General features: G+C 57.8%; 11 protein-coding genes. 10 read left to right on the forward strand and 1 reads right to left on the reverse strand.

Annotation, left to right across the window (positions count from 1 at the left end; genetic code table 11):
• The first annotated feature begins 6 nt into the window (after positions 1–6).
• The 8 genes from murD (at position 7) to lpxC (ending at position 9607) form a co-directional block, all read left to right on the forward strand.
• Complete coding sequence (gene murD, locus B9H00_RS15475) at positions 7–1374, forward strand: UDP-N-acetylmuramoyl-L-alanine--D-glutamate ligase (RefSeq protein ID WP_086901402.1); 1368 nt, start codon at positions 7–9, stop codon at positions 1372–1374.
• Complete coding sequence (ftsW, locus tag B9H00_RS15480) at positions 1371–2549, forward strand: putative lipid II flippase FtsW (protein WP_086901403.1); 1179 nt, start codon at positions 1371–1373, stop codon at positions 2547–2549. The genes murD and ftsW overlap by 4 nt, the downstream gene beginning before the upstream one ends.
• A complete protein-coding gene (gene murG, locus B9H00_RS15485) occupies positions 2546–3634 on the forward strand; it encodes an undecaprenyldiphospho-muramoylpentapeptide beta-N-acetylglucosaminyltransferase (protein ID WP_086901404.1) in 1089 nt (362 codons plus the stop codon). The genes ftsW and murG overlap by 4 nt, the downstream gene beginning before the upstream one ends.
• Positions 3635–3656: 22 nt before the next feature.
• Complete coding sequence (murC, locus tag B9H00_RS15490; RefSeq protein ID WP_218919321.1) at positions 3657–5078, forward strand: UDP-N-acetylmuramate--L-alanine ligase; 1422 nt, start codon at positions 3657–3659, stop codon at positions 5076–5078.
• Between the two features lie 43 nt (positions 5079–5121).
• Positions 5122–5847: a cell division protein FtsQ/DivIB gene (locus B9H00_RS15495; RefSeq protein WP_086901406.1), complete on the forward strand. Its 726-nt coding sequence runs from the start codon at positions 5122–5124 to the stop codon at positions 5845–5847.
• 197 nt (positions 5848–6044) lie between these two features.
• The gene (ftsA, locus tag B9H00_RS15500) at positions 6045–7328 is read left to right on the forward strand and encodes a cell division protein FtsA (RefSeq protein WP_086901407.1); all 1284 of its coding nucleotides are present in this window, start codon (positions 6045–6047) and stop codon (positions 7326–7328) included.
• A 33-nt stretch (positions 7329–7361) separates the two neighbouring features.
• Positions 7362–8543 (forward strand): cell division protein FtsZ, encoded by a 1182-nt coding sequence (gene ftsZ / locus B9H00_RS15505; RefSeq protein WP_086901408.1) that lies wholly within the window; start codon positions 7362–7364, stop codon positions 8541–8543.
• A 152-nt stretch (positions 8544–8695) separates the two neighbouring features.
• On the forward strand, positions 8696–9607 hold the full coding sequence (gene lpxC / locus B9H00_RS15510; RefSeq protein ID WP_086901409.1) for a UDP-3-O-acyl-N-acetylglucosamine deacetylase: 912 nt from the start codon (positions 8696–8698) through the stop codon (positions 9605–9607).
• Positions 9608–9725: 118 nt separating this feature from the next.
• On the opposite strand, the gene B9H00_RS15515 is transcribed toward lpxC, so the two are convergent.
• Positions 9726–10190: a DUF721 domain-containing protein gene (locus B9H00_RS15515; RefSeq protein WP_086901410.1), complete on the reverse strand. Its 465-nt coding sequence runs from the start codon at positions 10188–10190 to the stop codon at positions 9726–9728.
• A gap of 64 nt (positions 10191–10254) precedes the next feature.
• On the opposite strand from B9H00_RS15515, the gene B9H00_RS15520 reads away from it, so the two are divergent.
• A complete protein-coding gene (locus B9H00_RS15520; RefSeq protein WP_086901411.1) occupies positions 10255–10605 on the forward strand; it encodes a hypothetical protein in 351 nt (116 codons plus the stop codon).
• A gap of 30 nt (positions 10606–10635) precedes the next feature.
• Positions 10636–13383, forward strand: coding sequence for a preprotein translocase subunit SecA (secA, locus tag B9H00_RS15525; protein WP_086901412.1), 2748 nt, complete (start codon positions 10636–10638; stop codon positions 13381–13383).
• Positions 13384–13399 lie beyond the last annotated feature (16 nt).

Consider the following 13399-nt stretch of genomic DNA (forward strand, 5'->3'; position numbering starts at 1 on the left):
TTCCTCATGCTGATCGAGTCGCATCATAGTGTTGTTGTCGGGCTTGGCCGCTCGGGACTGGCCATCGCCGAGCATCTGATTCGCCGGGGCGAGCCCTTTGTCATGGCCGATACTCGCGCACAACCGGCAGGGCTTGCCGAGTTTCAGCGTCTTTATCCCGACGTCGCGGTGCACTGCGGTGATCTGAGTGCACTGGCACTTGAGCGGGCGGGCAGAATTATCCTGAGTCCCGGTGTCGATGTCCGCACGCCCGGCCTGCCGCGCTCCGGTCCGGAGGTTGTGGGTGAAACCGCACTTTTCGTTGAGGCGCTGAACGAGCGGGACCAGCGTCCCATGCTGATTGCCATTACCGGTTCCAACGCCAAATCGACGGTGACGACACTGGTTGGGGATATGGCCCATGCCTGCGGCATCGATGTGGCCGTGGGCGGTAATCTGGGGACGCCGGCGCTGACCCTTCTGGCGCAGCGGCCTGAGGCGGCATGCTTCGTGCTGGAGCTTTCGTCCTTTCAGTTGGAAACCACGCCGCAGCTGAATGCCGATGTGGCCGTATATCTTAACCTCAGCAGTGACCATCTGGACCGGCATGACGGCATGGCCGGTTACGGGCGCGCCAAGCAGCAGATCTTCAACGGGGCCGGTGTCGCCATCATCAACCGTGATGATCCTGCCACCATGCCATGCGATGCGGCTCGTGTGGTGCGTACGCGCTCCTTTGGCAGTGACCATCCCATTAGCAGCCACGACTGGGGGCTTGACTCGTGCGGTGACGAGGTCTGGCTCATGCAGGGCGAACAGACAGTCATGGCGGCACGCGATGTCATGATGCCGGGTCAGCATAACCTTCTTAACGTACTGGCAGCGCTGGCGGTGGGGCACGAGTCCGGCTGGCCACGTGAGCGTCTGATCGAGACCGTGACGCACTTTGCAGGCCTGCCGCATCGGGCGCAGCGAGTGGCGGACATCAATGGGGTGACCTGGATCAACGATTCCAAGGGTACCAACGTGGGCGCCACGCTTGCGGCCATCGAAGGCATCGGCATGACCCTGTCCGGGCGGCTGGTGCTGCTGGCCGGTGGCGTGGGGAAGGGCGCTGATTTTGCGCCGCTGGCTGAGCCGCTTTCCCGTTATGCACGAACCGTCGTGGTCTACGGGCGCGATCGGGCGCAGCTGGCGCATGTACTTGAGGCATCGGTCACGGTCGTGGTCGTGGACACGCTCGAGCAGGCCATGCAACATGCGATGGGCGTAGCGCAGCCGGGCGATGCGGTACTGTTGTCTCCTGCCTGTGCCAGCCTTGATCAATTCGATAACTTCGAAGCGCGCGGAGATCTCTTCTGTGCGTGGCTTAAACAGTGGCAGCCGCATTCATGAAATCTCTGGCAGAACGTTTTTCTACCGAGCGCCATGCCATCGATGGCTGGCTGGTGCTTTCCGCCATTACATTGATGGTTATTGGCTGGATCATGGTGACCTCGGCTTCAACGGAGGTGGCCAGCAGCCAGACCGGCAATCCCTGGTATTACAGTATTCGTCACGGCATTTTTGTGCTGGCTTCCATGAGCATTGCGCTGCTGGTCATGCGCATTCCTTCCGTGTGGTGGCGCGCCAACGGGCCGACGCTTTTACTTGTGGCGGCCATTCTGCTGGCCGCCGTTTTGATCGTGGGACGAGAGGTGAACGGCAGTCGCCGCTGGATCCATCTGGGCCCCATCAACCTTCAGGCCTCCGAAGTCGGCAAGTTCTGTCTGATCATCTATATCGCCGGTTATACCGAGCGTCACCTGACACGTCTGCGTCGCAGCTGGTGGGGCTTCATGGCACCGCTGATGCTGACCTTTTCCCTGTGTATTCTGCTGATTCTCGAACCGGACTACGGTGCAGCGGTCGTCATGCTGGCGGCCACCATGGGGGTGCTGCTGCTGGCAGGGGCATCGCTCTGGCGCTTTATACTGCTGGCCGGCGGTGTAGTAACGCTTGGCGCCTTTGTGGCGATATCGGAGCCTTATCGCCTTGCCCGTATTTCCAGCTTTCTTGATCCGTGGGCCAACCAGTACGGTTCCGGTTATCAGCTCACTCAGGCGCTGATCGCCTTCGGTCGCGGTGGCTGGAGTGGTCTTGGTCTGGGCAATAGCGTCCAGAAGCTCTTTTATCTGCCGGAGGCACACACCGACTTCGTGTTCTCAGTGCTGGCAGAAGAGCTCGGTATGCTGGGTGCCGTAGGCGCCGTCGCCCTTTTTGCCGTGCTGGTCTATCGCTGTTTTCGCATCGGACGCAATGCCGAAGAGAGTGGTCATCTGTTTGCAGCCTACGTCTGCTACGGGATCGGCATCATTTTTGCCTCACAGTCCTTTATTAACGTGGCGGTCAATGCAGGGCTCCTGCCGACCAAGGGTCTGACGCTGCCGCTACTGAGCTACGGTGGGTCTAGTCTGATGGTCAGTGGCGCCATGGTCGGGGTACTTTTGCGCATTGATGGTGAAACCAGGGGACGTCGTCGCGCTGCACGCAAACGCTCTCGCAGTGCCACCGCGGAGACACCGGCATGAGTACACGTCCCAGGAAGGCACTGATCATGGCGGGGGGGACCGGTGGGCATGTGGTGCCTGCGCTGTCGCTGGCGCGCGCCCTGCAGGCAAGAGGGGTCGAGATACACTGGCTGGGCACGCCCCGGGGCATCGAAAATACCCTGGTGCCCGAGGCGGGCATTCCTCTGCACCATGTGTCGGTTGTCGGGTTACGTGGTAACGGAGCGCTGGGCTGGCTCAAGGCGCCATGGCGACTCTGGAAGGCCGTCCATCAGGCACGGCGCACCATTCGATCACTGGATGTATCGCTGGTGGTCGGGCTGGGTGGATTTGCCAGCGGCCCCGGTGGGTTGGCTGCCTGGCTGATGAAGGTGCCGCTGATCATTCACGAGCAGAATGCCTTGCCGGGAATGACCAACAAGGTGCTGGCCCGCCTGGCCCGCCGCGTGTATGCCGCCTTTCCCAATGCCTTTGACGACGCTCGTCATCCGATCGTGATCGGCAATCCCGTCCGTCAGGAGATCGCGGCGATTGGTGAAGTCTCGCGCGGGATTGAAGCGCTGACGGCACGGCCGCTGAGGCTGCTGGTTGTGGGTGGATCACTGGGAGCACAGGTACTCAATGAGCGTGTTCCCGCAGCGCTTGCCCTGATGTCAGACGATGTCCGGCCCGAGATTCGACATCAGGCCGGCCGCAATAAGGAGGCTGCCACCATCGAGGCCTATGAGGCAGCAGGTGTCAAGGCGAACGTTTCCGATTTTATTGGCGACATGGCACAGGCCTATGAATGGGCTGATCTGGTGGTCTGTCGCAGCGGTGCGCTGACGGTGACCGAGCTTGCCGCGGCGGGCAGGGCATCACTTCTGGTGCCGTTTCCACACGCGGTGGATGATCACCAGACCATCAATGCAAATTATCTGGTCGAGGCCGGTGCGGCGCAATTGATTCCTCAGTCGAAGACGAGCGTACAGGCGTTAAGTGACACGCTTGGCGAATTGCTGGATGCTCATCGATTGCTGGAAATGGGACGGCGTGCCAGAAGCGTGGCGCAGCTGGAGGCGACCGACATCATGGCCCAGGGCTGTATGGAGACAGGTTTTGAGTAATCAGATGCAGGCACGCAGCGGTATGCGTCGCATACGCTGTATTCATTTTGTAGGCATTGGCGGCTCTGGCATGTGTGGCATTGCCGAGGTACTGGCCAATCAGGGCTTTTGTGTCAGCGGCAGTGATCTGCGCGAGTCTGCGGTCGTGGCACATCTGCGCCAGTGCGGAATCCGGGTGAATATCGGCCATCACGGCGACAACGTGCGTGATGCTGATGTGGTAGTAGTGTCGAGCGCTGTGGACCCGACCAATCCAGAGGTCGTGACGGCACGGGAACATCGAGTGCCGGTGGTACGCCGCGCCGAAATGCTTGCCGAGCTGATGCGCTTTCGCCACGGGATTGCGGTGGCGGGCACGCATGGCAAGACCACAACGACCAGTCTGACGGCTACCCTTCTGGCCGAGGGTGGGCTTGATCCGACCTTTGTCATTGGCGGGCGGCTTACCAGTGCCGGCAGTAACGCGCAGCTGGGGGAGGGCGAATACCTGGTCGCCGAGGCAGATGAGTCCGATGCCTCCTTTCTGCACCTTCAGCCGATGACGGCGATCGTGACCAACATTGATGCCGATCACATGGCAACCTATGAGGGCGATTTCGGTCGTCTGCAGGATACCTTCATCGAATTTCTGCACAACCTGCCCTTTTATGGGCTGGCCATTGTCTGCCTTGATGACCCGGTCGTGCACGAGCTATTGCCCAGAATTCAGCGTCAGTTTGTCACCTATGGGTTTGACGACAACGCCGATTACCGGATTACCGATTTTTCCCAACAGGGCGATACCGTCTCGTTTACAGCCTGTCGTCCCGAGCCGCATGCCGCGATCAATGTTCGACTGGCCATGCCTGGTCGCCACAATGCCCTGAATGCCATGGCAGCCATTGCGGTAGCGACGGATGCCGGTGTCAGCGACGCGTCCATCATTAAGGCTCTGGCAGGATTTGCAGGCGTCGGGCGACGTTTTCAGGTGCAGGGACATTACCAGCTGCCCGCCAGTACCGATAGTGGGCTGCCGGTCATGCTGGTAGATGACTATGGCCATCATCCTCGTGAAGTGGAAATGGTGATTCAGGCCGTTCGTGAGGGCTGGCCGGATCGGCGACTGGTCATGATCTATCAGCCGCATCGCTACTCCAGAACCCACGATCTCTATGAAGACTTCGTCCGGGTACTTTCAGGCGTGGATCAGCTTCTGTTGCTGGACGTTTACAGCGCCGGAGAAGCGCCCATTACCGGCGCCGACTCGCGTGCGCTGGCAGGGTCCATTCGTCAGCGTGGGCAGACCTCGCCGCTTTTTGTCGAAAGCCGCGAAGCATTGGCAGACATTCTGGGCAACGTGCTTGATGACAATGACATTCTGATCACGCAGGGCGCCGGCGATATTGGCGGTATCAGCCTTTCGCTGGCCCGTTGTGAACTCAGGCTCGATGGCGTTGCCCTGTAATGAGCAAAGTGTTTAAAACCTGTTTTTCGATACAGGGCATGCAATGACAACGGCAACTTCCAATCGCCTGCTGGGGCTGATTCTCATTGTGGCACTGCTGGTGGCAGGTGGTCGCACCCTCTGGATATGGCTGGACAAGCCGATCGAGCGTGTCTCCATCAGGGGGGATCTGGAATATGTCAATGCTGCCTATCTGCAGGATCAGCTTTCACCCCTGATTGCTGGAGAAAGCTGGCTGTCGGTGGATATCGGTCAGTTGCGTCAGGAAGCGCTCGAAGTGCCCTGGCTCAAGGACGTGCGTCTTTCCAGACGGTGGCCTAACGCGCTGACGTTCGAGCTTTATGAGCAGCGCCCTGTGGCCTGGTGGAATGATGGCTCATTGCTCAATGCCCAGGGTGAGCCTTTTGCCGCCGGCCCCATCAGCAATGTAGGCACCAGACCATGGCTGGCAGGCCCGCAGGGAAGTGGCCCCGAAGTGCTTGCCTATTATGATGCGCTGAAAAAGCAGTTTGCGCGCCTGGATCTGACCATCACCCAATTGCGGCTCGAGCCTCGTGGTGCCTGGCGTGTTCAACTTGATAATGCCTTCTGGATCATGCTTGGGCGAACAGACCTGGATATGCGACTTGAGCGTTTCATGACGGCATGGCAGCGTGGTCTTTCTAAAGACCGTGATGATATCCGTTATATTGATTTGCGTTATCCCAATGGGGTATCGGTGGCATGGCACGGCGAAAATGATCCCGAAAATGATAATTCGGATGGATAAATGAGACGTTCTCGTTAAGTTGCGTAAAAACACGGGCCATGAGGGGAAATGGGTATTTCTTTCGCTTTGAAATCACCGTATTCTCGGGAAGTCTTTTCAGTATTATTAACGCGTAATTACGCCAGTTACTTTTTTAATTAAACGCGATTGAGATAATTGTGCGTATTAACAGGTTGATCAGGGAGTAGGCCCGACCTATGGCAGGAGAAACCAACGCTTCCAATATGGTAGTCGGGCTGGATATCGGAACATCCAAGGTTGTGGCCATTGTTGGACAACCCACTGATGACGGCGGCATCGAAATTGCCGGCATCGGCTCTCACCCCTCGCATGGCATGAAAAAAGGGGTGGTCATCAATATCGAATCCACGGTGCAGTCGATTCAGCGCGCCGTTGAAGAAGCCGAACTCATGGCAGGGTGCGACATCCACTCTGTTTATGTCGGAATCGCCGGCAGCCATATCAGTTCCATGAATTCCGATGGTGTTGTGGCCATCAAGGAGCGCGAAGTGGCGCCGTCAGATATTGACCGCGTCATTGATTCTGCCCGCGCTCGTGCCATCTCTGAAGGACAGCGGATTCTGCATGTGCTGCCGCAGGAATATGCCATCGATACTCAGGAAGGCATTCGTGAGCCACTGGGTATGTCGGGCGTGCGCCTTGAGGCGAGGGTTCACCTGGTGACTGCGGCACTCAACGCCGTCCAGAATATCGAAAAATGTGTTCGTCGCTGCGGTCTAGAAGTGGACGACATCATCCTTGAGCAGCTGGCTTCAAGCTATGCCGTGCTGACCGAGGATGAGCGTGAACTGGGCGTATGCATGGTGGATATCGGTGGTGGTACTACCGATATTGCCGTCTTCACTGAAGGCGCTATCCGGCATACGGCCGTCATCCCCATTGCCGGTGATCAGGTCACCAATGACATTGCCATGGCATTGCGGACACCGACCCAGTATGCCGAAGACATCAAGGTCAAATATGCCTGTGCGCTGACACAGCTGGCTTCCAGCGATGAAATGATCAAGGTGCCCAGTGTGGGAGACCGCCCGGCACGCGATCTTTCCAGGCAGCATCTGGCCGAGGTGGTCGAGCCTCGCTATGAAGAGCTTTTTACCCTGGTGAGAGAAGAGCTTCGGCGCAGTGGGTATGAAGATCTGGTCGCCGCCGGTATCGTATTGACAGGCGGCACCTCAAGAATGGAAGGGGTAGGGGAGCTGGCAGAGGAAATATTTCACATGCCGGTGCGTATTGCCTGTCCGCAGAACGTACGGGGTTTGGCGGATGTCGTGCGCAATCCAATTTATTCGACCGGGGTTGGTTTGTTACTCTACGGCATGAAATATTCTCGCTACTCGCGTTCTACGGCCCAACCCCGCCGGGATGAGCAGCCAAGACGTTACCAGTCCGAGCGCCAGGACAACGAGCGGCTCTCCTCAACCATTACGCGGATCAAGGGCTGGTTAAAAGGAAATTTCTGACAGGACTGCCTTGGCGGTCCAGGAGACGGGGTTATGTTTGAGCTTGTAGACAATGCGCCATCCAGCAGCGCGGTAATCAAGGTAATCGGCGTAGGTGGTGGCGGCGGCAACGCTGTCAACCACATGGTCGAAAGCAATATCGAAGGCGTTGAATTCATCTGCGCGAACACCGATGCGCAGGCGCTCAAGAGAGTTGCTGCCAAGACCGTCTTGCAGCTGGGCAGTGAAATTACCAAGGGATTGGGTGCCGGGGCAAACCCGGAAGTCGGCCGTCAGGCCGCCATGGAAGACCGCGAGCGTATTGCAGAGCTCCTGCAGGGTGCCGACATGGTATTCATCACCGCTGGCATGGGTGGCGGTACCGGTACCGGTGGTGCACCTGTTGTTGCGCAGGTGGCCAAGGAACTGGGCATTCTGACCGTGGCGGTGGTCACGCGTCCTTTCCCGTTTGAAGGGCCCAAGCGACAGCGTGCTGCCGAAGAGGGCATGAAAGAGCTCTCCGAACATGTCGACTCCCTGATCACCATTCCCAATGAAAAGCTGCTGACGGTGCTGGGCAAGAATGCCAGCCTGCTGACGGCCTTCAGTGCTGCAAATGACGTGCTTCTTGGCGCCGTTCAGGGTATCGCGGAGCTGATCACAAGCCCGGGTATCATCAACGTCGACTTTGCAGACGTTCGTACGGTGATGTCCGAAATGGGCATGGCCATGATGGGTACCGGTACGGCGATGGGTGAAAACCGCGCCCGTGAAGCGGCCGAGAAAGCCATTCGCAGCCCGCTGCTGGAAGATATCGATCTCAATGGCGCGCGCGGCATTCTGGTCAACATCACGGCCGGCCCGGATCTTTCCATTGGTGAGTTCAATGACGTCGGTGCCACGGTGCAGGAGTTCGCTTCTCAGGACGCCACCATTGTGGTGGGTACCGCCATCGATATGGAAATGACCGACGATCTGCGTGTCACCGTTGTGGCCGCAGGCCTTGATGGCCGTGTCGAAAAGGCGACACCGCGTCAAACGCAGACTTCTCGCAACGATCAGGCGGACTACCGTCGAATGGCACGTCAGCCGGCCGTTTCACGACAGCAGGCAGCCTCGCGGGAAAAAGAGAAGGAAAAGGAACAGCAAAAGGCGTCTCGTGAGCGTCGCCAGAAGTCTCAGGAAATGGACGACTATCTGGACATTCCTGCCTTCCTGCGCCGTCAGGCGGATTGATCTGATTGGGCGGCCCTTCGGGGCCGCCAAGTTTTATGATGGTGATAATAATATAAAAATCGACTAATCGAACACTGTTCGTTGTCGAACCCCAAGGGAACTGTTACCATATAAACAACTGTTTGAATGTTTCCTGCCTGGTAGCCCAGACTATGATCCGTCAAAGAACACTACAGAACACCATTCGCGCGACAGGCGTTGGCCTGCACTCAGGTAAAAAGGTTTATCTGACGCTGCGCCCAGCGCCGGCCAACACCGGAATCGTGTTTGTACGTACCGATCTGGACCCGGTTGTTCGCATTCCGGCACACCCGGAAAATGTCCATTTCACGACCATGTGTACAGCAGTCGCCGTCGACGGCGTTCGCGTTTCCACGGTCGAACATCTGATGTCAGCCTTCGCGGGTCTGGGTATCGACAACGCCTTTGTTGATCTCAGCGAGCCCGAAGTGCCCATCATGGACGGCAGCGCCGGTCCGTTCGTTTTCCTGATTCAATCGGCAGGTATCGCCGAGCAGGAAGCCGCCAAGAAGTTTATCCGTATCAAGCAGGAGTTGACGGTCAAGGACGGCGACAAGTACGCGACCTTCCTGCCACATGACGGTTTTAAGGTCAGCTTTGCCATCGACTTCGATCATCCTGTTTTTGCCAGCCAGAAGCAGACAACCAGCGTCGATTTCTCAACGACGTCGTTCGTGAAGGAAGTCAGCCGCGCACGTACCTTTGGTTTTATGCGTGATATCGAATTTCTGCGCTCTCAGAATTTGGCACTGGGCGGCAGCCTGGATAACGCCATCGTTGTCGATGAGTACCGCATTCTGAATGAAGATGGTCTTCGCTATGAAGACGAATTCGTGCGTCACAAGGTGCTCGATGCTATCGGCGACCTTTACCAGCTCGGTTATAGCCTGATCGGTGAGTTCCGGGGTTACAAGTCAGGTCACGGGCTCAATAATCAGTTGGTGCGCGCGTTGCTGCAGCACCAGGAAGCTTATGAAATCGTGACTTTCGAGGACCGCGAAACCTCGCCGATCTCTTACTCTGAGCCAGCGATGGCCATGTAACCCATCGGGTTGCCCTGGTAGAAACCTCAACAGTCAAAGGCATCGATCACTGATCGATGCCTTTTTCGTTGTCGAAGATTCTTTTTTGATAGACATTCCGGATCAGAGGCGACCGTAGTTATTCGTGGTCATGACCTGAATGCGACGCCAGCCGTTCAAGCGATTTTTTAAGGCGAGGGCTGGTGATGTCGCGGGCGCATTCACGAAGCTGGTCGGCTGCGGCTTCCGGGAGTTCGCGGGTTTGCGCCTGTGGAGTATAGGCCGGCTGGATGGGGCGTACCTTGAAGGTCAGTCCCTTGAGCCCCTCAAATGCGGGAAGCTGTCGTAAAAGAGTCAGCAGGCGCTGGCGCTCAAAGCGCAGCCAGGTCAACCAGACGGCGCGATCCGTCATCAGCGTGAGGTGGCCGTCATGGTAGCCGCCCACGCGAACGTGGTCCTTCAGCTCATCGGGCAGCTTGTCCAACAGATGTTCCTGAGCCTCGAGAAGAACCCCTGCCGTCTGGATCAGTGGTGCCAGAGAACCTCGGGTGCGTAACAATTGCCCCACGGGCTGGGCGCGTACTCCTTTACCCTTTATACTCATGGCCCTGCCGCGCGATCATTAAGGATGGCGCCAATTTATCACGGCTGATCCTCAGATTGACAGCATGACCCATCCCGCTCGCACATTCCGCCTGCCACGGGGCTTTAGAACTCGATGGTGGCTGGCCGGTATTCTGATTGGCTGCCTTTTGCCGATCGGTATGGCCGATGCTCGCCTTGACGGCACGGCTGCACAGTTAATTCGGATCTGCTTCCATTCGCCAGAACACATTCGCGCCGAGTCGCGTCGTCGCTATCGCCTCAGACGTCTGGTGCTGCGTGTCTGGTGTTTGCCGGCTGCTCTCCCGTGTATCGTGCGCGCGGTATTGCCCGCCAGGCCCTGGCTTGGGATGTCGACAGGCCATGATGTGCTGTCGCGCCGCGGACCGCCTTCGACGTGTCATTGCATTGGTTAAGAACATGACACGACGACACAGGATAAAGAGATGCTGAATACGCTGTTACGTAAAATGGTCGGCAGCAAGAACGACCGGGAAATCAGACGCATGCGCAAGGCGGTCACGCGCATCAATGCACTGGAAGAGTCCATTGCTGCTCTTGATGACGCTGCACTGCAGCAGCAGACCCTGGTGTTTCGCGAGCGTCTTGCCAATGGCGAGACGCTCGAAAAACTGCTGCCCGAAGCCTTTGCCACCGTGCGTGAGGCCACCAAACGCGTGATGGGCATGCGCCAGTTCGATGTCCAGATGATTGGCGGCATGGCGTTGAATGAGGGCCGAATTGCCGAGATGAAGACCGGTGAGGGTAAAACGCTGGTCGCGACCCTTGCGGTCTATCTGAATGCACTGCCGGCGCTGGGTGTGCATGTGGTTACGGTCAACGACTATCTGGCCCGCCGTGATGCGGACTGGATGCGCCCGCTGTACGAGTTTCTGGGTCTGTCCGTGGGCGTTATTTATGCCGGGCAGCAGCCAAGAGACAAGCGCACGGCCTACGCCTGCGACATTACCTATGGCACCAACAATGAATACGGCTTTGACTATCTGCGCGACAACATGGCCTTTTCTCAGGTCGACAAGGTTCAGCGCAGACTCAACTACGCCATTATCGACGAAGTTGATTCAATTCTGATCGATGAGGCACGCACGCCGCTGATCATCTCGGGCCCCGTGGATGAAAACGTCGAGATCTATCGCACCATTCATCAGCTGGTCGCGCCGCTGGTACCCAGCGAAGATCCGGAAGATCCCGAAACCGGCGATTTCATCATTGATGAGAAGCAAAAGCAGATCGAGCTGACCGAGCGCGGTCACAACGAAATCGAAAATCTTCTGCGTCAGGCCGGCATGCTGCCCGATGAAGATTCACTATATGCGGCCCATAACCTAGGGCTTTTGCATCACGTCTCTGCTGCGCTCAGAGCCAAGCATCTGTTTCACCGCGATGTGGACTATGTGGTGGCCAAGGGTGAGGTCATCATCGTCGATGAGCACACCGGGCGGACCATGCACGGCCGACGCTGGTCGGAGGGTCTTCACCAGGCAGTCGAGGCCAAGGAAAACGTTGAAGTCCAGAAGGAAAGTCAGACGCTGGCGTCCACGACCTTCCAGAACTACTTCCGTCTCTATGAAAAGCTCTCTGGCATGACCGGAACGGCCGATACCGAAGCCTTCGAATTTCGTGAGATCTACGACCTGGATGTGCTGGTCATTCCGACCAACAAGCCAAGGGCGCGCAAGGATCTTAACGACCTGGTCTTCATGACGACCCATGAGAAGTTCGAAGCCATCATCGAGGACATCAAGGTCAAGCAGGCCGAAGGTCGTCCGGTACTGGTGGGTACCGCATCGATCGAAAGCTCCGAGGTGCTTTCCGAAATGATGCGCAAGCAGCAGCTGGCCCACAATGTTCTCAACGCCAAGCAGCATGATCGTGAGGCCGAGATCATCGCTCAGGCGGGTCGTCCTGCTGCCGTCACCATTGCCACCAACATGGCCGGTCGCGGTACCGATATCATGCTGGGCGGTAACTGGGAGTCTGAAGTAGCCGCGCTCGACAATCCGGGCGATGCCGCTATCGAAGCCATCAAGGCCGAATGGCAAAAACGCCACGATGCGGTCATTGAGGCGGGCGGTCTGCATGTGATCGGCACCGAGCGTCACGAATCACGCCGTATCGATAATCAGTTGCGTGGCCGCTCCGGTCGTCAGGGGGACCCGGGTTCGACCCGCTTTTTCCTGTCGTTGGAAGATAACCTGATGCGTCTGTTCGGCTCCGAGCGCGTACAGAAGATGATGGGCGTGCTGGGGCTCGAGAAAGGCGAAGCCATCGAGCACAAGATGGTCAGCAACGCCGTCGAGCGCGCTCAGCGCAAGGTAGAAGGGCGCAACTTCGACATGCGCAAGCAGCTGCTGGAATATGACGACGTGGCCAACGACCAGCGTCGCGTTATCTACGACCAGCGTGATGAAATCCTGGCCTCCGATGACGTCTCCGAAAACGTTCAGGGGCTGCGTGTCGAGATGCTGGATTACGCCATCTCGAGCTACGTCCCGCCGCAGAGTCTGGCCGAACAGTGGGATCTGCCCGGGCTGGAAGAGCATCTGCGTCAGGAGTTCAATCTTGAGGCACCGGTCGTTGCCTGGGCGCGTGACGACGAGGGCTTCCACGAAGAGATGCTGCGTGAGCGTCTGCACGAGCAGCTTCGTCAGGCATGGGCCGAGAAAGAGGCCACTGTCGGTGACGAGACCATGCGTCGCTTTGAAAAGCAGGTCATGCTTCAGGTGCTCGATACCCGCTGGAAGGAACATCTTCAGTCGATGGACCATCTTCGTCGTGGCATTCACCTGCGTGGTTACGCCCAGAAAAATCCCAAGCAGGAATACAAGCGCGAATCCTTCGAGCTGTTCCAGACGCTGTTGCACAACATCAAGTCAGATGTCGTGCGCATCCTGAGTCATGTTCAGGTGCGTCAGCAGGCAGATCCGGAAACGCTCGAGCGCGAGCGCCGTGAAAATCTGCAGCGTGAACAGCAGACCAGTGAGATGACACGTACCGATGTCGCTCATGAAGATGTGCCGGCGCCCGAGATCAGCGAAGAGGCAGTTGCTGCGGCTGAAGCCGTTCAGAACCCGACCGTACGTCGTGAAGAGCCGAAGGTTGGTCGTAACGACCTTTGCCCGTGTGGATCCGGCAAGAAGTACAAGCACTGTCACGGCAGTCTCGATAAATAATCATTGATGTACCCGC

The sequence above is a fragment of the Kushneria marisflavi genome (assembly GCF_002157205.1).
Taxonomy (GTDB): Bacteria; Pseudomonadota; Gammaproteobacteria; order Pseudomonadales; family Halomonadaceae; genus Kushneria; species Kushneria marisflavi.